The sequence below is a fragment of the Actinosynnema sp. NPDC059797 genome, assembly GCF_042732085.1.
GTDB lineage: Bacteria > Actinomycetota > Actinomycetes > Mycobacteriales > Pseudonocardiaceae > Actinosynnema.
Map to the genome: position 1 here is coordinate 1 of NZ_JBHWIE010000049.1, position 23,204 is coordinate 23,204.

Sequence of the window (23,204 nt, forward strand, 5' to 3'; positions counted from 1 at the left end):
GGTGCGGGAGTGGGGCGGGGTCGACGGACCGATGACCGCCGAGGCGATCGGACGTCGACTGCACGCGCAGCGCGCGCGGGAGGTCGCGCGGCGGCGCACGGTGTCCGGCCGGCAGGGGTTGCCGTTCCTCCAGCCTCCGCCTCAGGTGCCCACGCACGACCTCGCGCACTGGGATCCGGTGGGTAGCACCGCCGTGCCCGAGTTCCGGTCCGCGGTGCCCGGCGACGCCGCGTCGGGTCCCGTGCCGCACCCCGTGGGTGACGCGGTGCCGGTGTTCCGCATGGCCGGGCAGGACGCCCGGTCCGGCTCGGCGCACCCGCCGCGTCGAGGCGCGGCAGCGGTGTCGCCCGAGCCGCTGTTCCGGCCCTCCACCGGGGACGTCACCGAGGACGCCGCCGTGCGCCCGATCCGGGCGAGCACCCGCGCCCAGGCGCCGGTGTTCGCCTCCGCCGTGCCGCCGACCGGTGCGCACGGTCGTCGGCCCAGGACACACACACCGGCGCCCGTGTTGTTCCGACCGCCGGCCCCTCCCAGGCCGCCGGCGACACCGGCAGGCCGGGATGCGGCCGACCGGCAGGCAGGTGAGCGGCGGTGAGCCAACCCGTGCGCATCCCGGCCGACGTGGACCTCGACGATCATGTGCTCGGGCCGCTGACCGCCCGCCAGCTGGCGGTCCTCACCGCGGTCGGGGCGGTGCTCTACCTGGTGTGGGCGGCCACCCGCGCGCTGGTGCCGCTGCCGGTGTTCGCGGTGTTCGCGGTTCCGGTCGGGGCGGCCTCGGCGGTGCTGGTGCTGGGGCGGCGCGACGGCGTTCCACTGGACGCGCTGGTGCTGGCCGCGATCCGGCAGCGCCTGTCCCCGCGGCACCGGGTCACCGCGCCCGAGGGTGTGCGGCCGGCACCGGCCTGGCTCACCGCCGGCGCGGAGCGGACCGTGGGGCAGCGGGAGCGTGGCGCGCGGTCGGAGCCGGTCTCGCCCTCGGCGCTGCGGTTGCCGGCCGAGGCGGTGACCGAGGCCGGGGTGGTGGACCTGGGCGTCGACGGCCTGGCGGTCGTCGCGGTCGCCGGCACGGTGAACTTCGCGCTGCGCACCCCGGCCGAGCAGGAGGCGTTGGTGGCCTGCTTCGGACGTTACCTGCACTCGCTGACCGCCCCGGTCCAGGTGCTGGTGCGCACCGAACGGCTGGACCTGTCCGCCCAGATCGCCGAGTTGCGCGAGTGCTCGGGCGGGTTGCCGCACCCGGCGTTGGAGGCCGCCGCGCGCGAGCACGCCGACTACCTCGCCCAGCTCGGCAGCGGCTCCGACCTGCTGCGCCGCCAGGTGCTGCTGGTGCTGCGCGAGCCGCTCGGCCCCGAGGTTCCGACCGATGGTGGGGACGGTCCCGGGGCGTGGGCGCTGCTGGGGTCGATGTCGGGCAGGCGCCGTCGGCAGGCGGCGGCGCAGGTCGACCCTGGGGTGCGGCGGGCGGCGGAGTCGCGGCTGGTGCGCCGTCTCGGCGAGGCCGTCGAGCTGCTGTCCCCGGCCGGGGTCGTGGTCACGCCGCTGGATGCCGGGCAGGCCACGGCGGTGCTGGCCGCGGCGTGCAACCCGGACTCGCTGCTGCCGCCGTCGGCGGGGCTGGCCGGTGCGGACGAGGTCATCACCACCGCCGGTTCGGATCCGGGTGACGACTACGACGACCGGGACCACGACGACGAGCAGAGGAGGTGGTCCTGATGGTGTCCCGCGCCCGAGATCGTCGTTCGGCCTCGGTCGCGTCGGCTGCTGCGGCGTTCACGCCCGATGCGTTGTCGGTGGGCGCGCGGCACCTGGAGGTCGGCGGCGAGTGGGTCTCCTCGTTCGCGGTGGTGGGCTTCCCCCGTGAGGTGCACCCCGGGTGGCTGGCGCCGCTGCTGACCTACCCCGGGCGGTTGGACGTGTCGCTGCACGTGGAGCCGATCGACCCGGTCACCGCCGCGTCGAGGTTACGCAAGCAGTTGGCGAGGTTGGAGGCCGGGCGGCGGCACACCGCCGAGCACGGCCGCCTGTTCGACCCGCAGGTCGAGGCCGCCACCGAGGACGCCTACGACCTGTCCCACCGCGTCGCCCGAGGCGAGGGCAAGCTGTTCCGCGTCGGGCTGTACCTGACCGTCCACGCCGCCTCCGAAGGCGACCTGGCCGACGAGGTGGCCGCGCTGCGGGCGCTGTGCGCCTCGCTGCTGCTGGACGCCAAGCACACCACCTACCGGTCGTTGCAAGGGTGGGTGTCCACGCTGCCGATGGGCCTGGACCTGATCGGCATGCGCCGCACCTTCGACACCTCCGCGTTGGCCGCGGCGTTCCCGTTCACCAGCCCCGACCTGCCCGCACCCGACCCCACCTCCGTGGCCGCACCGGCCGGGGTGCTCTACGGCTACAACATCGGCTCCCAAGGGCTGGTGCACTGGGACCGGTTCGGCGAGGGCATGCACAACCACAACGCCGTGATCCTCGGCCGCTCGGGCGCCGGCAAGTCCTACCTGGTGAAGCTGGAGCTGCTGCGGTCGCTGTACCGGGGCGTCGAGATCGCCGTGGTCGACCCCGAGGACGAGTACGCCCGCCTGGCCGCCGCGGTCGGCGGCACCCACGTCCACCTCGGCGCACCCGGTGTCCGCCTCAACCCGTTCGACCTGCCCGTCCACACCCGCGCCGACGGACACCGCACCGCCCCGAAGGACGCACTCGTACGCCGGTCACTGTTCCTGCACACCGTCCTGGCCGTGCTGCTCGGCGGTGAGCCCACGGCGGACGGACGAGCGGCACTGGACAGGGCGATCGCCACCACCTACCAGTCGGTAGGCATCACCGCCGACCCGCGCACCTGGACCCGACCCTCCCCCACCCTGCGCGTCTTGCGGGACCAGCTCACGCGCGCGGGCCGGGCCGGTGATCGGGAGGCCAGCGAGCTGGCGGCGAGGCTGCACCCGTTCGTCGACGGCGCCTTCGGGCAGCTGTTCGACGGGCCCGGCAGCGTCAACCCCGAAGGCCACCTGGTGGTGTTCAGCCTGCGGGACCTCCCGGACGAGCTCAAGGGCGTGGGCACCCTGCTGACGCTGGACGCGGTGTGGCGGCGGGTGTCCAACCCCGCGATCCGCCGCCCACACCTGGTCGTAGTGGACGAGGCGTGGCTGCTGATGAAGGACCCCGCCGGCGCGCAGTTCCTGTTCCGCATGGCCAAGGCCTCCCGCAAGCACTGGGCCGGGCTCACCGTGGCCACCCAGGACACCGCCGACGTACTCGGCAGCGACCTCGGCAAAGCCGTCGTCGCCAACGCCGCCACCCAGATCCTGCTCAGGCAGGCCTCCCAGGCCATCGACGAGATCACCCGGACCTTCGACCTGTCGGCCGGGGAACGGCAGTTCCTGCTCTCCGCCGACCGCGGACAGGGCCTGCTGTCGACAGGCACGCAACGGGTGGCGTTCCACGCCATCGCCTCCCCCGCCGAACACCACCTCGTCACCAGCGACCCGGCCGAGCTCGCCGCCTACGCCGACGCGCAGGAGGAGACCGGGGCCGTGTTCGTCGACCTGGGTGTCGGCGACGCTCCCCACCATGTCGACGCTGCCTGACCGCCGTCTCCTACCACGCCACTCACACACTCGAACGTGGAAGGACTTCTCATGTCTTCTCGAACACCGGCCGCACTTGGACGGCCTCCGGAACCGGCCGTCCACAGCGATCCGGATGCGGCCGTGCCGACGGAGGGCTGGGTGGCGGACTACCTGCGCGACCCCGGCGGCGCCGTGTCGGCGCTGCTGGACCGGCTGCGCGAGCAGGCGGTGACCTGGGGCCCGGTCGCCCTACCGGTGCTCGCCGTCGTCGCAGGCGTGGTCGTGGCCGGGTGGCGGTGGTGGACGCGCCGCTGCCACGAGCTGCTGCTCGCCGACGCCCGCCAAATCACCGTACTCGCCCCGCCCACCGTGGATGCCGCGGGCGGGGCGGCGTTGTGGTCCAACCTGGTGGGGTTGTTGCGACCGGGGTGGCGGCGGGCGTTCACCGGACAGCCGCACGTGGTCTGCGAGTACGTGTTCTCCGAGGCCGGGGTGGCGATCCGGTTGTGGGTGCCCGGTGTCATCCCACCTGGTCTGGTCGAACGCGCGATCGAGGCGGCCTGGCCCGGCGCGCACACCCGCGTCGGTCCCGCCGAGCCGCCCCTGCCCGCACCGGGCGAGGGGCAGCGGCGGGTGGTGGTCGGGGGTGAGCTGCGCCTGGCCAGGCCGGAGGCGCTGCCGATCCGCTCGGTGTTCGACGCCGACCCGATCCGCGCCCTGATCGGGGCACCGGTCGGTCTCGCCCGCGACGAGCACGCCTGCGTGCAGGTGCTGGCCCGCCCGGTGACCGGCCGTCGCGTCCAGCGCGCCCGCCGCGCCGCCCGCCGGGTCCACACCGGCGGCTCGGTCCGCCTGGTCGGGCGTCTGCTCGACGTGGTCACGCCCGGCTCGTCCCGGCTGCGGCAGTCGACGACGGCGAGGTCGAGGACGGGCACCCCGCACAGTGATCCGCAGACCTCGCTGGAGTTCTCCGCGCAGGACCGGGCCATCGTGGCCAAGCAGCGCGGGTCGCAGTTCGAAACCGTGGTGCGCTACGCCGTGGCCACCCTGCTGCCCGTCGACACCGACCAGGACGAGGTCCGCCGAGCCAGGGACACCGCTCGCGGCCGGGCCCACGCCTTGGCCGCGTCGTTCGCCTCCTACACCGAGCACAACCACTACGTTCGCCGCCGCCTGCGCAAGCCCGGCCGGGTGCTCGGCTCCCGCCGCCTCGGTCGCGGTGACCTGCTCTCGGTGCCGGAGCTGGCGGCGATCGCGCACCTGCCGGTCGACGCGGCCATCCCCGGCGTCCAGCGCGCCGGAGCCCGCGCCATCGCACCCCCGCCCGGCATCGCCACCCCGGGGCCGCAGGCCAAGCCGATCGGAGTCACCGACACCGGGCACGAGCGCCCCGTCGCGCTGCGCGTCCCGGACGCCCGGCACCACCTGCACGTCATCGGCGCCACCGGCTCGGGCAAGTCCACCCTGCTCGGGAACATGATCCTGGCCGACGCCGAGGCCGGACGCGGCATCGTGCTCGTCGACCCCAAGGGCGACCTGGTCACCGATGTGCTGTTCCGTCTGCCCCGCTCGGCCGCCGACCGGGTCGTGCTCTTCGACGCCGACAGCAAGACCCGCCCGCCGTGCCTCAACCCGCTCGACGGCGGGGACACCGACCTGACCGTGGACAACCTCGTCTCGGTGTTCCGGCGGGTCTACTCGGCGTTCTGGGGCCCGCGCACCGACGACGTCATGCGCGCAGCCTGCCTGACCCTGCGCACCCAGGACGGCGTCGCCACCCTCGCCGATCTGCCCAGGTTGCTGGCCGACGCCGCGTTCCGCACCCGCGTCACCGCCGCTGTCACCGACCCGGTGCTGCGCGGTTTCTGGAGCTGGTACGAGGAGCTAACCGACTCCTCCCGCTCGCAGGCCGTCAGCCCGCTGATGAACAAGCTCCGCGCGTTCCTGCTGCGCCCGTTCGTCCGCGACGCCATCGCCGCCGGCCCCTCCACCGTCGACATGAGCCAAGTCCTCGACGGCGGCATCTGCCTGGTCCGCATCCCCAAGGGCTCACTCGGCGAGGAGACCACCAGGTTGGTCGGGTCGCTGGTGGTCGCCCGCACCTGGCAGGCCACCACCGCTCGCGTCCGCATCCCACAACGCCAGCGGCACGACGCCAGCCTGGTGATCGACGAGTGCCACAACTTCCTCAACCTGCCCTACCCCATCGAGGACATGCTCGCCGAAGCCCGCGGCTTCCGCCTGGCCATGACCCTGGCCCACCAACACCTCGGCCAACTCCCCCGCGAACTGCGCGAAGGCCTGTCCACCAACGCCCGCTCCAAAATCTTCTTCAACGCCTCACCCGAAGACGCCCACGAGCTGGCCCGCCACACCGCACCCAGGCTGTCCGACCACGACCTCGCCCACCTCGGCGTCTACCACGCCGCCGTCCGCCTCGTCCTGCACGGCGAGCAGGCCCAGCCCTTCACCATGTGCACGCAGCCGCTGCCGCCGGCCGTTCCCGGCCGGGCCCGGGAGATCCGTGACATCGCACGGCACAGGGCACGCGTCCCGGTCGTCAACGACGGGTTGAGCCGGTCCGCACCCGTCCCTCGCGGCGAGCACACGGGCCGGTCGCCCCACGCGGATCCACGTCGTCGTGGCTGAACGCGTCGGACCGTCTTCGTCGGGTGCGGCATGACGCAGGCGTCGGACCGGTGCCGAGGTCAGTCGAAGACCTCGTCGCTGTCGTAGTACTCGACCGGGTGGCCTTCGGCGGTCAGGAACCACCGCAATTTCGCTGCGAACGCGTCCCTGTCCTCACCGGCGTCCACCCAGGTCGTCACCGACGCCGACCAATCCCCGTGCACCCGGCGCCACGGCCTCACCGTCCAGGTCAACCCGATGTGCCCACCGGACTCGTACCGGGCACCGACCAGGAGGTCACGATCGGCGTTGCCCCACCGCCGTTCGCGCTCCCAACCCTCGACCTCCAACCGCTCCACGAACCTCACCAGCCCCCGGCCGACCACGTGGTTGGTGACCCCCTCCAGCCGGGCGTCCAACCCCGGTGCCCGCACCTGCACCAGGAAGAACAACCGACCGTCCAGCCGATCCAGGGCCGCGTGCCGCTCGGCGAACCGCACCGACACCGACGCCTGGCGCCCGCACCGCAGCACCAACTCGTGCTCGTCCAGGCACGCCATCTCGACTTCCGGCCGCAGCCACCCGTGAACGCACCCCGTCACCCGTCCACCCTAGTCCGCTGACCAGCACCTCCGGGGGCATTCATGATCACCAATCCCACTCGGCAGCGTGCCCTGCGCGGCCACAAACCCCTCCGCCCCACCCTCCGTGCGGCCAACACCGCCGAGCACCAGGCCGTACTGGCCTGGCGGCTGACCCCGCGCGACCGCTGGATCGCCCGGATGCTGTGGGAGCACCGCGTGCTCACCGCCCACCAGATCACCACCCTGGCCTTCCCCTCGTTCCGGTCCGGACGCCAGCGGCTGCGCGAGCTCTACACCTGGGGCGTCGTCGACCGCTTCCAACCCTTCGTCACCATCGGCACCGCCCCCATGCACTACGTCCTGGCCCCGGCCGGAGCCGCCGTGCTCGCCGCCGAGGACGGCGTGGACGTCAAAACCCTCGGCTACCGGCACGACCGGGTCTTCGGCATCGCCCACAGCCTGCGCCTCGCGCACACCGTCGGGGTCAACGAGTGGTTCACCGCCCTGGTCGACCACGCCCGTCACCCCCACCCCGGCGAGCACCCGGTGCTGGCGGCGTGGTGGTCGGAGACCCGCTGCGCCCGCCACTTCGGCGACCTGGTCAAACCCGACGGCTACGGCCGCTGGCACGACGGCGACCGGCAGGTCGAGTGGTTCCTGGAGTACGACTTCGGCACCGAGCCCGTGGCCAAGCTCGCCGGAAAGCTGACCGGCTACGCCGCGCTGGCCCAGGCCACCGGCATCGCCACACCCGTGCTGGTGTGGCTGCCGACCTCGCTTCGCGAGGCCACCGCCCGCCGACTGCTGGCCCGGGCGTGGCGTGAACTGGACGACCCGCGCCGGGTGCCGGTCGCCACCGCGGCCGCCGAACTGCTCGACCCCACCTCCACCCACCCCGGTCCCGCCGACGACATCTGGCTCCCCCTCGACCCACCGCCCGGCGGGACCCGACGACGGACCCTGTCCGGACTGTCCGACGCCTGGCCCCACCTCCCACCGGCCGTCACCGCCAACGAGAACGCCTCCAAGCCGGACACGCCGCACCCGATGCCGCCCGCACCCCCACCCATGCCGCCCCCGGCACCGCGCACGGCGGGCAACCCCCACAGGCGGTGACCTCGTGCACGCCAAAACCACCATCGCCATCTCCGCAGCGCTGCTGCTCATCCCCGTCCTGCTCGGCGCGGGCATGCAAGCCCTGTTCGGCAGCACGGCGAGCACCACCGTGGACTGCACCGCCCCGATCGCCGACATCCCGCCCGACTACTGCCGGCTCTACCTCGCCGCCGCACCCCACTGCCCCGGCCTGGACTGGACCGTGCTCGCCGCCATCGGCAAGATCGAAACCGACCATGGCCGACTCCAAGCCCCCGGCGTGCACGAGGGCGAAAACTCCGCCGGCGCCGCCGGACCCATGCAGTTCCTCGCCCCGACCTTCCACGGCGTCCTCGCCGCCCACCGCATCCCACCCGGCGGCGCCACACCGCCCTCACGGTACAACTCCCACGACGCCATCCACGCCGCCGCCTTCCTGCTCTGCGACGAAGGAGTGGACCACGGCGACCTGCGGGCGGCGATCTTCGCCTACAACAACGCCGACTGGTACGTCGACATGGTCCTCGACCAGGCCACCGAGTACGCCGAGGCCGCCGTGACCAGCGTCGGCAACGGCGACTGCAACACCATCCAAGCCCCCAACCCCGTCGCCCTCGCGGCGATCAACTACGCCTGCGGCATGCGCGGCCTGCCCTACGTCTGGGGCGGCGACGGGCCCGACGCCGGACACGCGGGATTCGACTGCTCCGGACTGACCAAAGCCGCCTACGCCGCCGCCGGGGTGCTCCTACCTCGCACCGCCCAGACCCAGTTCGACGCGGGCCCGCGCGTCCCGGCCGGGCAACCGCTGCTGCCGGGTGACCTGGTCTTCTACGGCACACCCGGCAACATCCACCACGTCGGTCTCTACATCGGCGCCGGACGCATGATCAACGCCCCCACCTTCGGACAACCCGTACAGATCGACAACCACCGATACGATGGCGACGACTACGCCGGAGCAACCCGTCCCGCAGCTCCGATCGCGTGATCGTTCCGCGTGCAGATGACCGCTGGATGACCAGCTGATCAGGTGCTGCGGAATCAGAAGCCGCGCACGGGTAAGAGAACTGTCGGTGGGCGATTGCTCGAGTGACGGACCTGGATCCGGCCGTCAGCCGATTGCGGCGTTGATACCCGCCGCGGTGAGGTCGTCCATGGCCGCCTGGGAGGCCGCTGCGGCGTTGGGGACGTTCTGCGGCCGGTAGAGGTGATGCGCGCGCAGCGTGATCGCGAAGGTGTGGCCGTTGACGCCGTGCGTGGCCAAGTGGACGAGCCGTTCCGTGCAGCCGTCCATCCCGTTGGTCTTCGTCGTGGTCCCACGCGCTCTGGAGCACGGACTCGCGCTGAGCTGGATGCGCAGCGTGTGCTGGTGGTTCGGCTGGAGTGCGAGGGCGGCGATGACGTGCCGGTCCTCCTGCGTGTGCGTGATCGGGTCGGTGGCCGCCTCCAGGGAGTCGATCAGTTGGTCCTCGGCGTGGTCCTGCGGGCTGTACGCGGTCGTCTGGCTGGTCCACGTGCCGATGTCCTGGCCGTTGAGCTGCGCCGTCAGGGACACCGTCCAACCGGAATCGGTGTCCACCGCCACGCCGGGATCGGCCTGCACCCGCTGCACGACGGTGTCGTTGCCGTGGCGGAGCCCGGTCAGCAACCGGGACACGGCCGCGTTGCCGACCGTGCGTTGCAGTGCCAGGACCGAGTCTGGCGTGTGGTGGGCGGTGTCGTCCAGGCAGGTCGCCGCGTGTGCGTGCACTCCGGAAACGGTGGGACGTGACACCGGCTTGTCCTTGTCCGGCAACTTCTCGTGGGCGTGCACGGGCATCCTCCTCGACGGGCTCGGGCTCCGCACGCCACGCTGCCGAACGGTGGTCGACCGGACAACGACCGCGAGGGCAGCACCCGGGCACACTTGCTGCCTCTCCGTTCCCGACCAGGTGGGTGTTCCGCCTCCGTGCGGTCAGGCTGCCGGACGCCTGCCGGTGAGTACCGCGAGGCCGAGGAGCACCGCTGCACCGATCACCGCGACCACGACCAGTCCCGGGGTGAAGCCGTGTCCGCGCTGGACGAAGGTGCCGATGCTGCCGAGCACCGCCACCCCGAGTGCCAGCCCGAACTCCACGCTGGTCTCCGACAGCGCCGATGCCGCACCGGCCCGGCCGGGTGGCGCCGCGCTGACCACGGTGTCCGTGCTCAGCGCCATCACCGGTCCCAGGCCGAGGTAGATCAGCACGAGTCCGGCGACCAGCGGCGCGACCCCGTGCTCGTCCGGGGTGAAGGCCAGCACGGCGAAGCCGACCGCCGACACCGCCAGTGACCACGCGAGCAGGCGGTGGGTCGGGATCCGGCGAGCCAGTGCGGGTGCCGCCACCGAGGTCAGGACCATCGCCACCGCGGAGGGCACCAGCCACAACCCGGCCTCGATGGGGGACAGCCCGATTTCCTGCTGGAGGTAGAGCGCGGCGAACAGGTAGACCCCGGCGACGCAGGCGAGCGCGGCGAGCAGGACCAGCAGCGCGTTCCGGAACGGCCGCGCGGCGAACAGCCGGAAGTCGATCAGCGGCCGCCTCAGCTGCTGCTGCCGTCGCCGGAACACGACTCCGGCGCTCGCGCCGAGCAGTAGCGCGGCCCCACCCGGAAGCAGCGATCCTCCCTCGGCGAGGTGCTTGATGCCGTAGACGACCGGCAGCACGGTCGCCAGGGACAGGGCCACGCTCGCCAGGTCGGGTTTCCCGGGTTCGGTGTCGTGGTGTTCCGGCAGCAGGATCGGCCCGGTGATCAGGAGCAGGGTCATCACCGGGACGGCGAGGAGGAACACCGAACCCCACCAGAACCACTCGAGCAGCAGCCCGCCGGCCACCGGGCCGAGCGCCACCCCGGCGGACAGGCCCGCGGACCAGAGCCCGATCGCGGCGCCGCGCCGGCGCGGGTCGCGGAACATGCTGCCGATCAGCGCGAGTGTGGACGGCATGAGGGTGGCGCCGGCGATGCCGAGCAGCCCACGGGCGACGATGAGCAGTTCGGCCGACGGCGCGTAGGCCGCCAGCACGGACGTGACCAGGAAGGCCGCGGCCCCGATCAGCAGCAGGCGACGCCTGCCGATGCGGTCGCCCAGCGTGCCCATGGTGACGAGGAAACCGGCGACCAGGAAGCCGTAGGCATCGGAGATCCACAACAGCTGGCCCGGGCTCGGGTCCAGTTCGGCGGCGAGGCTGGGCAGCGCCAGGTAGAGGACCGTGGCGTCCATGGACAGCAGCGCGGTCGGCAGCACGAGCACGGCGAGGCCGAGCCACTCGCGTGGCCCCGCGGAGGTGCGGAGTTGTCGGTCGGACATGCTGCGACGCTAAAGTCTCACATAGGTGTGAGAGTCAAGCGCGGATTTCGGGGGCGGCATGCGCATCGGCGAACTGGAACGCAGGACCGGGGTCAGCCAGCGGCTGCTGCGCTACTACGAGGAGCAGGGTCTGCTGCGGCCACGACGCCTGCCCAGTGGCTACCGCGTGTATGCCGACGCCGACGTGACCACCGTCGAGCACATCCGCAACCTGCTCGCCGCGGGCCTGTCCACCGCCACCATCGCCGACCTGCTGCCCTGCATGGGTTCCGCCGGCGGGCAGCTCATCGCCGACTGCCCCGAACTGCTGCTGGACCTGCACCGGGAACGCGCCCGGCTCAGTGCCGCGATCACCGAGCTGACCACCGCCCGCAACACGCTCGACCAGGTGATCGCCACAGCACCTCCCTCTGTCGAGCACGCGGCCGCGCAACTGCGCGACGCCGGCTGACGAAACGACCCGCCACCGCACGCCGAAGAAGCCGACGTCCAACCGCGCTCATCCGCCTCCGACCGACCGGCGCACGGGCGAGCGAATGACCAGGTACAGCGGAAACCCGCCGGACACCAAGTGATCAGGTCGCACGGAAACACCAGGTCGTCCGATCGAATTCGCTCCTGTTCACGCAGAACGTGCAGTCGGCTCCGATCGATCTCATGCGTTCCGGACGACGATGAGCACTTCTCTGCGCTTGATCACTACATGGGCGTTCATCAAGGTGGAGCGAGAGTTGAACCTTCAGATCCTCCGAACCGTCGCCGCATCAAACCTGATCACCAGAGGTGAGTGCGGCCCCGCCCACTGCCAGCGCGTCTAGGTGGGTTTGCGGACCAGACCGGTGTAGGCGGCGACGGCAAGGGTGGCCAGGGCCCATAATAAGGCTTGCAAAGCCCAGAGGACGTAGGTGAACACCTGACCGCGGCGAGTGGAGGTGTCCAGGTCACAGCGGACGCGCAGGCCGGACGTTCCCAGGGGCAGGCCGCGGTCGATGCCCAGACCGACGAGTTCTGCAGTGGAGCATCGCGTGCCGGAGCTGCCCCCGGCAGCGATCGTCACGCGCTCGGCGGCGTGGTGGCCAGCGCGGGTAGGAACCTGTCCGGCCGCGTAGGCCACGGCACCGGTCAGAGCGAGGACCACGACCAGGGCTGTGACCAGGCGGTGCGCCCGATAGCCGTAACGGCCGAGCCACCCCCACAACCGGTGCCGCAACCGCGCCATCCGACCGCCGAACGCGTCGGGCGCCCGGCGACGAAGGTCCTCCTGCTGGGTGATGAGCACCTGGCGGGCGTTGTCATCGTGCCCGGCGGCGCGCTCCACGGCGGCCAGCTGCTGGAACGGTTGCGGCAGGTACTCTCGGGTGTGGTGGACCACCAGGTGCAGCCACTGCTGCCACGACAGGTGCCCCAGGCAGGTGAACACCAACCCGCGTACCGCGATCCGCCGGGCCTCGTCCGCACAGGCCCGACGACCGGCGTCCACCTGCTCCCGCGGGCAGATCACCGCAGCAGGCAGGTACAGCACCCTTTCCACCTGCATCTCACTCAGCACCAGCAAGGGACCGGAGTCGTTGTCCGCTCGCGTACCCGTCAGATGCGCCTGACCGCCGACGTGGGCACCGAGCAGTCGCACGGCACCGGATTCACCCGCCCCGTGCACGTTGACGTCACGCAGGAACAGGTGGCCGTCGGTGCGCAGGCCCTCCGCACTCAGCGCTGGACCGCTGTCGTTGTCGATCCGCGCACGAGCGAAGTCGAGCTGACCCCCGATATGAGCACCGAACAACCGCACCGCACCGACCTCACCCGCCCCGCGCACCGTCACACCGGTCATGGACAACTTGGCACCGATACGCACGCGATCGGCATTCAGCGCAGGGCCGGTGTGGTTGTCGATGTATGCGCCGTCGAAGTCGAGCCGCCCGTCGACGTGGGCGTCAACCAGCCGCACTGCGCCATCGTCGCCGGTGCCGCGCACGACGACGTCCTCGAGCAACAGGTTGCCTTGGACGCGCAGACCCTCGGCCAGCAGGCACGACAGCCAACTCCGGCTCAGGTCCGCCTCGGGCAGGCACGCGCGGTGGCAGCGCAGCCCATCGGGCAGCGCGCTGCTCACCAAGGTCAGCGGGGCCACCGCCGAGACGTGGTCCAGGTCCAGCAGGCCCACCAGCCGTAGGCCTCGGACGCGCACGCCACGTGGGTCCAACTCACCGTGACGGCCCATCAGCAGCTCCCGGATCAGCTCCGCTCGCACGCACAGATCCGGATCCTCGGCTAGTGCGAGCTCTTCCACTCGGTCACCGTCACGGGTCGCCCATGCGCCTCGGCGGGCGGCGGCGACCACCTCATGCTCTAACAAGGTCAACTCGGCGAGCACGGGCGTCCACGACTTGATCACACACCCGCTGTCGGTCCGGACGCCTCAGACGTATTGAGCCGAAAGTGTTCGGTTGCCTACATGTCGGCGTAGCGGACGTGCGGGGCGCGGAAGTAGCCGCGGACGAGGTGGGCCTGACGCTGGCGGCGGCGCAGGAACCGGCGGGTCTCGTGGGCAAGGTGGTCGATGTTGTGGGCCCGGGAGGCGTTGACGTTGCGTTTCAGGTCCGCGTTGAGCAGCTCGTCCGGGTTCAGCTCGGGGCTGTAGCCGGGCATCAGGTGCAGCTCGACCCGGTCAATGTTGGCCTCGAGCCAGGCGCGGACCGCCTTGCTGCGGTGCACGGGGTGCCGGTCGGCGACGACGTGCACCTTTCTGCCCGCCTGGCGGGCGACGCGGTCGAGGAATGTGGTGAACACCGGCACCGTGAAGCGTTCGGTGAACACGGTGAACCACAGCGCGCCGCGCGAGGCGACCGCGGACATGACGTTGACCCGCAGGCGTTTTCCGGTCACCCGCACGATCGGCGTCCTGCCCTTCGGCGCCCAGGACCGGCCGGGCGGCGCGGCGTCCGAGCGCAGCCCGCACTGGTCGACCCACGCGATCGCCGCGCCCTCGGCCTTGGCGCGCGCCTCGATCGCCGGGTAGTCCTCATCGAGCCAGGCCCGCACGGCGGCGGGCTGCTGTTCGTAGGCGCGTCGGGCTGGGCGCTGCGGGGTGAAACCGTGGCGACGCAACCACAAGCCGACGCCCTGCTCGGTCATGTCCACGCCGACGACCAGCCGGATCAGCTCGACCACCGCCTGACGGGTCCACAACGGCCCGCCGATCAACAACTCCTCCGGGGTGTAATCGGCCATCGCCGCGAACAGCGTGCCCCGGTCCTCCGCACTGATCAGCTCGGCAGGGCCGGGGCGCCCCCGGCGGGTCGCCAGCCCGTCGCGACCCTCCTGCCGGTAGGACCGCCACCAGGTGCCCACCGACCGCACCGAGACCCCGAACACCTCCGCCGCCTGCCGGTAACCCTCCACCTGCCCGGACTCCAACGCCGCCACCACCCGCAACCGCAGCACCTCCTGCTCAGCAGGCGACAACCGATGCGCACCCTCAACCTCGACCACCCGGCCAGCCTAAAGGCAACCGATCACTTTCAACTCAATAACAACACGAGACAGAACCGGTGGGCAGCGACGGAGGGTCGAGTCGGTTCGAGGGTCGTCGTGACGGCCAGGATCGCCGTGGCGCTAAGAACGACCGCAGAAACACCGGACGCGCATGTCCGCCGAGATAAGACGGGCGCTTCAGCGAGGACCGACAACACGTCGCCACTGCACGGGCACGCGTCGCCGTCATCCTCGGCGAATCCGCGGAGGCATTGCGGCGCCCGGCCCTGATCCTCGCCGTCCCACACCACCTCGCCGTCGTCGCCAGCCCATGCCGATGAGGGGACGAAAACGAACTGCGTGCCGACGGCCCCACGTGTACGTTCACCAGCCGCGGCTGTACAGGCGCGATGAGCTCTCGGTGGAGCCGGGGAGCCCGGCCCACGCCGTGTCGGGGAGGATGACCGCGTGTTCGATGACCCCCTGTCGGTGTTGTGGCGGCAGCAGTGGCCCGACTGCCCTCCACTGGCCCACACCCTGAAACACGCCCACCGCGACCGATAGGTGCGCTTCCACAGCCTGCCCGGGCCCAAGCGCTACCCCGACGACGAGGCCGAGTAAGCCACCGCGCTCCACCCCTACGACGGGGGGCGCCGACGTCCTGCCGCCTACGAGCGCCGACCGCGACACCCTGGAGCGCCGCCACACCGACTGGCTCTCCGACCACACCCTCGGCTTCTGACCGCCCGTGTCGCAGAGCGAGTGCTGCACCCCGGTGAGCAAGTGATGCGGACACCACTCGCTCTCGGAGAGATCGAGTCGCATGAAAAGCCAAGATCATTCTTTCAAATCAAATTTACCCACCTCATGCGGAACGCACACAGGTTAACCGTCCGCCCGTCACAAGGCCGAGGCACCCGGAAGAAGGACAACTCAATCCGGGTGGCCGACCGGACAACTACGGACGACCACCCGGATGCCGAATCCGACAATGGATCAGGCTGGCCGATCGGAGACGTACGACCGACCAAAATGAATCATCAGCAAGCCCGTTAAGACGTTTTTCTTCGCTTGATCAAGTCCTGTAAACCTGCCGCCGCAAGAGCACCGGCAAGGCATCCTACGACTACAGGTGCCCACGGCACGTGGTCACCGATCATGAAAGCCGCCACCAATAGTACGATGCACAAAGGTACAGCGATCGAATAAAACGTGCGACGACGGGAGGATCCCGGCGTGGATGTCACATCGATACCCCTTTCAACGCGACCACAATCCCTTCAATGCCTTGGCGAAGCGTGCCCCGCCACCGAGGACTCCACCGGTAATCCCGGCTGACCCGTCATTGTTGACGTCTTGAGCGCTGCCGCCTGCGAGCCTCGAGCCCAGTGCGCCGCCGGCACCTCCCAACAAACCTCCCATGACCACACCTGCCGCGAAACACCCGGCACCGGCTGTGGCCGGACAACTGGCCACCATGGCGGTGGCGAGTCCGGTTCCGAGGAAGCCGCCCACCGTGGCCGCCTGAGAGGGAGCGCTGATGCTGCCGGTGGGGTCGCTGTTGTTGATCGGGTCGCCCTGGGCGTAGTTGTACGGGTTGGGTTCCTGGCCGGTGGGGTCCGGAGAGCGGAACCGGGCGAGGGTGCTGTCGTAGACGCGGTAGCCCAGCAGGTGGTGGCCGCGCTGGAGCTGGTAGGCGCCGAGGTAGCGGAAGGGGTTGGAGGTGGCCGCCGAGCCTGTGGCGGTCACGCTGCCGTAGGGGGCGTAGGTGTACTCGGCGGCGAGGTTGCCGCTGCTGTCGACCAGGGCCAGGATGCTGCCCTGGTGGTCGGTCACCGCGCCGTGGCGGGCGCCCGCGGGGGTCTTGAGGCCGATGAGCAGGCCGTCGGTGTCGCGGGTGTAGCCGGTGCGCTGCCCGTTGTCCACGGTCTCTGTTACCCCGAGCGCGGTGTGGGTGAACACGTGGGTGACCTGGCTGACGCCGGTGGGGGTTTCGGTGATGGTGCCGGGCTGGGTCTGGTCGCTGGTGTGGTAGGTGAGCTCCAGGACCCGGTTGGTGCCGAGGTTGCCGGTGAGCAGCTGGTTGGTGGGGCTGTAGGTGAAGTCGGACTCGGGGTTGGTGGTGGACTTGTAGTTGCCGGCGCCGTCGAAGGTGACGTTCGTGTCGTTGATCTTGGTGTACTGGTCGGCGGCGTTGACGGTGTAGGTGCGGCCCTCGCCGTTGAGGAGGTTGCCGGCGTTGTCCAGTCCGTAGGTGCCGGTGCCGGCCTTGGTCAGCCGTCCCAGGGCGTCGTAGGTGTAGTCGGTCGTGGTGGTGCGCTTGACCGTCTTGGACTGGATCTTGTCGGTGTCGGTGCCGTCGGGCTTGGTGTACCGGTAGCTGACCAGCTGGGTGAGCAGCAGGCTCTTGGCGACCTCGACGGAGGTCGGGCGTCCGGAGTTGTCGTAGCGGGTGATCTGGGCGGCGCCGCCGGGGAAGGTGGTCCTGGTGCGGCGGTCGGCGTCGTCGTAGCCGAACGTCGTGGCCACATTGCCGGCGTCCACCAGTTCGATCAGCCGGTCGGCGGCGTCGTAGTGGTAGGTCGCGGTGCCGCTGGAGGTGGTCAGGGTCTTGAGGTTGCCGACCTTGTCATAGGTGTAGGACACCTGCTCGGTGCCGCGGGTGACCTTGGTGAGCTGGTTGCGCGGGTCGTAGTCCAGGACCCGGGTGGTGCCGGGGACCTGGGTGCGGGTGAGGTTGCCGTTGGCGTCGTAGGTGTTGGCCTGCACCACCGTCGTGCCGTGCGTGATCGACACCACCCGGTCGAGCCGGTCGTAGCCGTACTCGATTCTCACGCCATTGCCGTCGGTCACGCTGGTGACCCGGGACAGCGAGTCGTAGGTGTAGGTCGTCGCACCCGCCGGGGTGGGCGGGACGACCTTGGTCAGGTTGCCGTCGTTGTCGTACTCGTAGGAGGTGATCGCGCCTTTGCCGTCCTTGCGGGTCGCCACCAGGCCCAGCGAGTGGTAGGTGTAGGTCTCGATGTCGGCGTTCAGGCCGGTCGAGCGCACCTTGGTCAGGTTGCCCCTGGTGTCGTACTCGCGGGTGTGCTGGTTGCCCGAGGGGTCGGTGACCTGGGTGGGCAGGTGCGGGTGCGCGGAGCTGGTGTAGCCCACCACGCTCTTGGCGCCGGTGGGCAGCTCGGTGCCGATGAGGTTGTTCAGCGAGTCGTACCGGTAGGTCGTGGAGTGCTGCAACCCGTTGGTGGTGGTGTTGACGTCGCTGGCCGCGGTCCAGGTCTGCGACTGCTCGTGCCCGAGCGCGTCGGTGGCCTTGACCTGGCGGCCCTCGTCGTCGAACTCGTGGCGCGAGGCGTGGTTGTTGGCGTCGGTGACGGTCGTGGCGCGGTTGGCCGAGTCGTAGGAGTAGGTGGTGGTGGCGCCGGTGCCATCCGGGGTGGGCTTGGTCAGCTTGACCAGCCGGTCGGTCGACGGGTCGTGCTCCAGCAGGTACTTGCCCCCGTTGGGGTCGACCACCCCGGTGACCTCGTCGGAGTCGGTCGGCGAGTACTCGATCCTGATCTTCTCGCCGTCCCGGTCGGTGATCTCCTGCAGCATGCCCCAGGCGTCGTAGCCGTAGTGTCCGACGGTTAGCCCGGACGGGTCGGTGATCGACGCGGGCCGGCCCTGCGTGTCGTAGTCGAATCGGGTGACCCGGTTCTGGGTGTCGGTGACCGAGGCGAGCTTGCCGTCGGGGCGGTACCGGTTGGTGATGGTGTTGCCGTTGCGGTCGGTCTGCGAGACCAGCCACCCGGACGCGGTGAACAGCCACCGCTCGTCCGAGCCGTCGAACGACACCACGTATCCGCCGTCCGGTGTCCTGGTCAACTTCGCGTCCAGCTTGGGCGCGGGCGCGAACGTGCCGTCGGTGTTCTCGTTGAACCACTCGCAGTACCCGTTGGGGCCGTGCAGGATGACGCCGCCGTCCCAGACCTCCAGGCCGATGGCGTCGTAGCTCATCAGCCATTCGGTGCCGGGGCTGTAGCCGTCGAAGGTGTTGTAGAAGCGGTCCACCGCCAGGTTCAGCCCGGTGCCCTTAACCGTCAGTTCCCGGTAGGCCAGCACCGCGTTGCCGTTGTCGAGGTTGATCAGGATCTCGAACCGGTCGCTGACCTGGTGCCGCTCCATCGGGTATGACGGGAGGACACCGTAGTTGCTGCCCGGGCACGTGGCCCTCTGCGCCCGCACGTCACCCGCGCCGGCGGGCCGCCAGTCCCGATCGGGCGCGGGACCACCCACCGGCGTCCGGTTCGCCTTCGCGGGAGTCCACGTCTCCGGCGCGTCCACCGTCGTGCCCATCGCGGGCTGCGCCTGCGCCCCACCACTCGTCACACCGGCCGCCATTAGGACGACGGCCATCGCACTGCCGAAAAAGCGCAGCGCGAACCCACGCAGAACCCTGCGTCTCATGAAGACAAAGCCCCCTCACAAGGCCGAACACCCCCCGGTGTCCGACACGCCCGGCACCCCCCTGGCACCGGCAAGTCCGAAGCTAACGATCATCACCTCGGACCGCACTTCGGCAGCCAAGAACCACACCACCGCAGCAACGACGACTACACGAGGTCACCACCCCGGCCGATCGATGCGCCGGAAGAGGGTGTCGCACGTCCATGTGAATCCTTCCCGCCGGTCAACGGCAAGCCGACCGGGCGTCCGTAGCGGATGCGGGCGTCGAGTGGCAAGGGTGTCGAAGCCTCGACTCGGATGTGCAGCGTGCGCTCCCGCGGCGGGACGGTGACGGCCGTGCGGGTGTCGGCCGGGAGGTCGCCGCGTTCACGCGCCCGGGTGGTCTCCGGTGAGATGCGCACGGCCTTGGCTTCCGGGGTGCGGCCGGGGTCGAGTCCGACTTTCGCTCCTGGCCTGACAGCGCTGTCGGTGGTGGATCGGGGGTTGATGGCGGCGTTTTTTGTTGAAGAGAAGGTCCGGGCCGCCCGCGCGGCGAGCGCAGGTGGCCCGGACGTGGAGGAGAGCTCATCGTCGGCGTGGTTCGAGTGTCAGGCCTCGGCGGAGGCGGAGTTCGGCGCGCAGATCGCCGAGGGTGCGTCCGTCGGAGGTGCGTTTCCAGGCTTGCCAGCCGTTCTGGTGCCTGCCGCCGAGGGCGGTCAGTGCGCCGGAGGGGTTGGTGTAGGCACGGCCGTCGGCCAGGACCAGGGTGCCGTCGGCGTGGATGCGGGCGGTGTGGCGGGCGCCGTGTCCGGGGCGGTTCCAGAGGAACTCCTCCCCCGCTCGGATCAGGCGGGTGGCGAGCAAGTCGGTGATGCCGCCGTTGCCGCCCCAGCCCCGCAGGGGTCGGTCGGCCGGCGTGGGCAGGGTGGTGTCGGTGGTTTCGGTGTGCAGGGCCATGATCGCCGAGGCGGTGATGGCGACCGTCCAGGGCCAGCGCGGGTCCAGCGCTTGCCACTCGCCGACGCGCAGCCACCGGTTGTGGTGGGCGAGCAACATCTCGACATCCACCAGGTCGTTCGAGGGCGCTTCGCCGTGGGGTGCGGTCAGCACGAGGACGAGGTCGCCTTCGCACCCGGCGGCGGGTGGCCGGTCGGGCAACCAGCTGCCAGCGAACAAGGCGACTTCGCCGTCGCGGTCGGGGTCGGTGTCGTCGAGCACGTCCGCGGTCAACACCAGCATCGCCCAGGCGTTCTCCGGCCGACGCATCGGCGCGGCGGCGAGCGATGGGGCCAGGACCAGCGCATCGGGTGGGAGCCCTTCGCGCCACAGCATCCTTGCCTCGTCGTCACCGCGTGCCGCGACGGGCACCGGTTCGGACGGGGCGTATCCGGTACCACCGCTCGGCGCGGTGATCGCGGTGTGGGGTGTGGGTTCGGGCGGTGTCCGGGGCGTGGTGTCGGCGGCCATGGCGGCGGTGTCCCTTCGGTTATCGGTTCGTCCGCGGGTGGACGGCCGACGTGTATGGACGCTTTACGACTGCCGTGGTGTCAATGCTCGGTGCGGGATGGGTGGTGAAGTAGACCCTTGTGGGTGTACAGATTTCCGTTTCTCCTCGGTGTCCACAGGAGACGGTTGATTGTTTCAGTGTCCGGCTTGACTTCGCGGGGTGGAGGAAGCGTTCATAGTCGTGTGGCCCGACGTCACCGGATGCGCACCGGGGCCGCACCCGCTCCGGCCGGGGCATGACCACCACACGAACACATCACCCCTCAGCGAGGTAGTCATGTCCACCAACACCACGCCCGTGCTGCGCGTCGTCCCCGACCCTGTCAAGCCGCGTACCGAGACCGAGGAGAAGTTGTGGCGGGCGTTGTCCGCCCACCCGGGCAGCACCGCCACCGCGTTGTCGACCGCCGCCGGGATCGGTAAGTCCACCGCTCCGAAGATCCTCTCCCGCTGGGAGAAGGACGGTCTGGTCACCCGCACCGCCGGCACCGTTGACGGCGGCACGCGCCCGGCCGACCACTGGTCGATCACCACCGACGAGCAGCCCTCCGACGACCAGCCGAGTGACGACCACCAGCCCGCTGCAACGGACGGGGCACGGGCCGACGGGGAGGCGCAGCCGGGCGGTGGGAGGTTGGCGCCGGGTGCGTTGCGCGGGATGGTCGAGGACTACCTGCGGGAGCACTCCGGCGAGGACTTCAGCCCGAACGCGGTCGGCAAGGCGTTGAACCGATCGGCGGGTGCGGTGCACAACGCGCTGGAGAAGCTGGTCGAGGGCGGCTGTGCCGTGCGCACCAGCGACAAGCCGAAGAAGTACTCCCTCGCCCCCGCCGATGCGGCGGTCGATCCGGGAAGGTAGCGCCGCAGGTGCGGCTGCGTGGGTGTGCCCTCACGGCGAACCGCGAGGGCACACCCATGTCCATGATCGGGATAGGCTCGTGGCGTGACGGATGTCGGCCTGGTTGGTCCTGGTCCTGGGCGGGTGGCGGAGGAGGTCCTGGGGCGGCACGGGGCGGATTTCGGTTCCGCCACGCGCGGGCGGGGGTGGACCAACGCCACCTGGCTGGCCGAAGACCTGGTCGTGCGCGTGGCGCGCGAGCCGGGTTCGTCGGACCTGCTGCGCGAGTCGCGGTTGGTGGCGTTGCTGCCGGCGGAGGTCGGCCACCCCGAGGTCGTGGACGCGGGTGTGCTGGAGGGCTACGAGTGGGTGCTGACCCGGCGGGTGGCCGGGGAGAACCTCGAAGAGGTCTGGCCGTCGCTAGACCACGCCGCCCGGGTGCGGGCGGTGGAGCAGATGTGGAAGCGGGCGCAGCACGTGCACCGCGTGGAGGCGGCCGTGGCCGCGCCGCACGCCCGCGCCCGTTCGCCGTTCTTCCCCGACAGCCCGCAGGAGGCGACGGCGTCGCTGGACCGGCTGGTGCGGGCGGGGGAACTCACCGTAGTCCAGGCCAGGGGGCTCGATCGGGTGCTCGATCGCTTCTGGGCGGCGCTGCCGGGCGTGCCGCGGGTGCTGAACCACGGCGACCTGTGCGCGCCGAACACCCTGTGGCACGACGGCCGGGTGGTGGCGTTGCTGGACTTCGAGTTCGCCGTCCTCGCCCCGCTCGCCATCGACCTCAACGAGGTCGTGAAGACGGCCTTCGGGCCGGGCGAGCCCGAGGAGCGCGCGCCGCTGCGCGAGGTGGTGACCCGGATCGTCGGCTCCGCGCTTCAGGCGGCGGGCGGGCCCGACGTGCTCCTCGGCTACGCAGTCATGCTCGAGGTGTGGTTGCTCGAAACCGAACTGGCCGCGGGCGAGGACGTCGACGAAGCCGGCCGGGCCGATTCCGCCGCGATGCTCACCGCGTTCGCCGAAGGCGACGGCGGCTACTTCGCACCGCTCCTGGACCACCTCCGCTGACCATCGACTCCGGCGACCTGCGCCTGGATCATCGGTGAGATGCCACCGTGACCAGTGACAGTGGTTCACCCGTCAACGTGTGGACGGCGGTCGAGGACGTGGGGGAAGTGGCAGTTCTCGTCGCAGTGCTGGTTGCCGGTACTGGTGATGAACGGGCAGTCGTCGCGGTGGGCTTTGGTGAAGATGACGCCGCCGTCCGGGCGCTCGATGATGTGCAGCGTGCCGCCGTGGCCGCGGGCCCAGGAGATGTCGTCGGGGTCGATGCGCACTTCGGCGTCGAAGCCGTGCGTGGTGGCCAGCAGCGCGCTGATCGCGTCGTGAACGTAGGGTGGGATGCGCTTGGTGATCCGGTGGTGGGAGACGAGGATCGTGGCGGCGCGGCGCAGGAGCTGCTTGACCAGTGGGCCGAGGATGGTGGCGGCGGGGGTGTCGGGTTTGGGTGGCGGGGTGTCGTGCCACCAGGCGGCCGGTGCCTCTGCGGTCAGGGGTGTCCAGGTGGTCCGGTGGTCGAGGGCTTCGGCGATGGCGAAGCTCTGGTCGAGGTAGGAGTTGCGTTCGACGCGGGCTTGGACGGTGTGTCCGGCGATTTGCACGACGCGGGTGTAGTGGTAGTGGGTCGGGGTGGCTCCTGCGGACTGGTCCAGTTCGGTCATGCCGGTGGTGGTCATCGATGTCCTCCGGGGGCGGTT

Annotated in this window: 16 protein-coding genes and 1 pseudogene; 9 read left to right on the plus strand and 8 right to left on the minus strand. The window is 70.8% G+C overall.

Annotated elements, in window-relative coordinates:
• From ACFV4N_RS15375 to ACFV4N_RS15390, 4 genes and pseudogenes are all read left to right on the plus strand, one after another.
• Positions 1–595: pseudogene (locus ACFV4N_RS15375) on the plus strand (hypothetical protein); the annotation flags it as partial.
• Positions 592–1,716, plus strand: coding sequence for a PrgI family protein (locus ACFV4N_RS15380; RefSeq protein ID WP_499673159.1), 1,125 nt, complete (start codon positions 592–594; stop codon positions 1,714–1,716). The pseudogene ACFV4N_RS15375 and the gene ACFV4N_RS15380, both read left to right, overlap by 4 nt.
• The gene (locus ACFV4N_RS15385) at positions 1,716–3,587 is read left to right on the plus strand and encodes a VirB4 family type IV secretion system protein (protein WP_499673160.1); all 1,872 of its coding nucleotides are present in this window, start codon (positions 1,716–1,718) and stop codon (positions 3,585–3,587) included. The genes ACFV4N_RS15380 and ACFV4N_RS15385 overlap by 1 nt, the downstream gene beginning before the upstream one ends.
• A 51-nt stretch (positions 3,588–3,638) precedes the next feature.
• On the plus strand, positions 3,639–6,218 hold the full coding sequence (locus ACFV4N_RS15390) for a type IV secretory system conjugative DNA transfer family protein (protein WP_499673161.1): 2,580 nt from the start codon (positions 3,639–3,641) through the stop codon (positions 6,216–6,218).
• A 59-nt stretch (positions 6,219–6,277) separates the two neighbouring features.
• On the opposite strand, the gene ACFV4N_RS15395 is transcribed toward ACFV4N_RS15390, so the two are convergent.
• Positions 6,278–6,799 carry a DUF6228 family protein gene (locus ACFV4N_RS15395; protein ID WP_499673162.1) on the minus strand — a complete coding sequence of 174 codons (522 nt, stop codon included), beginning with the start codon at positions 6,797–6,799 and terminating at the stop codon, positions 6,278–6,280.
• Between the two features lie 42 nt (positions 6,800–6,841).
• On the opposite strand from ACFV4N_RS15395, the gene ACFV4N_RS15400 reads away from it, so the two are divergent.
• Entirely contained in the window at positions 6,842–7,897 is a 1,056-nt protein-coding gene (locus ACFV4N_RS15400) for a replication-relaxation family protein (RefSeq protein ID WP_499673163.1), read from the plus strand.
• A gap of 4 nt (positions 7,898–7,901) precedes the next feature.
• Positions 7,902–8,867 (plus strand): C40 family peptidase, encoded by a 966-nt coding sequence (locus tag ACFV4N_RS15405; protein WP_499673164.1) that lies wholly within the window; start codon positions 7,902–7,904, stop codon positions 8,865–8,867.
• A gap of 123 nt (positions 8,868–8,990) precedes the next feature.
• Here ACFV4N_RS15405 and ACFV4N_RS15410 read toward each other — a convergent pair whose 3' ends face one another.
• Both ACFV4N_RS15410 and ACFV4N_RS15415 read right to left on the minus strand, forming a co-directional pair.
• Positions 8,991–9,629, minus strand: a complete 639-nt coding sequence (locus tag ACFV4N_RS15410) for a hypothetical protein (RefSeq protein WP_499673165.1) — start codon at positions 9,627–9,629, stop codon at positions 8,991–8,993.
• Between the two features lie 204 nt (positions 9,630–9,833).
• Positions 9,834–11,207, minus strand: coding sequence for an MFS transporter (locus ACFV4N_RS15415; RefSeq protein ID WP_499673166.1), 1,374 nt, complete (start codon positions 11,205–11,207; stop codon positions 9,834–9,836).
• A gap of 58 nt (positions 11,208–11,265) precedes the next feature.
• Between ACFV4N_RS15415 and ACFV4N_RS15420 the strand changes: the two genes are divergently transcribed.
• Complete coding sequence (locus ACFV4N_RS15420) at positions 11,266–11,658, plus strand: MerR family transcriptional regulator (RefSeq protein WP_499673167.1); 393 nt, start codon at positions 11,266–11,268, stop codon at positions 11,656–11,658.
• Between the two features lie 363 nt (positions 11,659–12,021).
• On the opposite strand, the gene ACFV4N_RS15425 is transcribed toward ACFV4N_RS15420, so the two are convergent.
• From ACFV4N_RS15425 to ACFV4N_RS15440, 4 genes are all read right to left on the minus strand, one after another.
• Entirely contained in the window at positions 12,022–13,602 is a 1,581-nt protein-coding gene (locus tag ACFV4N_RS15425; RefSeq protein ID WP_499673168.1) for a hypothetical protein, read from the minus strand.
• A gap of 56 nt (positions 13,603–13,658) precedes the next feature.
• Complete coding sequence (locus ACFV4N_RS15430) at positions 13,659–14,672, minus strand: IS630 family transposase (RefSeq protein WP_499673169.1); 1,014 nt, start codon at positions 14,670–14,672, stop codon at positions 13,659–13,661.
• Positions 14,673–15,941: 1,269 nt separating this feature from the next.
• Positions 15,942–19,052, minus strand: coding sequence for an RHS repeat-associated core domain-containing protein (locus ACFV4N_RS15435; protein WP_499673170.1), 3,111 nt, complete (start codon positions 19,050–19,052; stop codon positions 15,942–15,944).
• Positions 19,053–19,694: 642 nt separating this feature from the next.
• Positions 19,695–20,576: a restriction system modified-DNA reader domain-containing protein gene (locus tag ACFV4N_RS15440; protein WP_499673171.1), complete on the minus strand. Its 882-nt coding sequence runs from the start codon at positions 20,574–20,576 to the stop codon at positions 19,695–19,697.
• Between the two features lie 316 nt (positions 20,577–20,892).
• Here ACFV4N_RS15440 and ACFV4N_RS15445 point away from each other — a divergent pair, with 316 nt between their 5' ends.
• Positions 20,893–21,474, plus strand: coding sequence for a MarR family transcriptional regulator (locus ACFV4N_RS15445; protein ID WP_499673172.1), 582 nt, complete (start codon positions 20,893–20,895; stop codon positions 21,472–21,474).
• A gap of 84 nt (positions 21,475–21,558) precedes the next feature.
• Entirely contained in the window at positions 21,559–22,515 is a 957-nt protein-coding gene (locus ACFV4N_RS15450) for a phosphotransferase family protein (RefSeq protein ID WP_499673173.1), read from the plus strand.
• Positions 22,516–22,580: 65 nt separating this feature from the next.
• Here the strand turns inward: ACFV4N_RS15450 and ACFV4N_RS15455 are convergent, their stop codons facing one another.
• Complete coding sequence (locus ACFV4N_RS15455) at positions 22,581–23,183, minus strand: hypothetical protein (RefSeq protein WP_499673174.1); 603 nt, start codon at positions 23,181–23,183, stop codon at positions 22,581–22,583.
• Between the last annotated feature and the right edge of the window lie 21 nt (positions 23,184–23,204).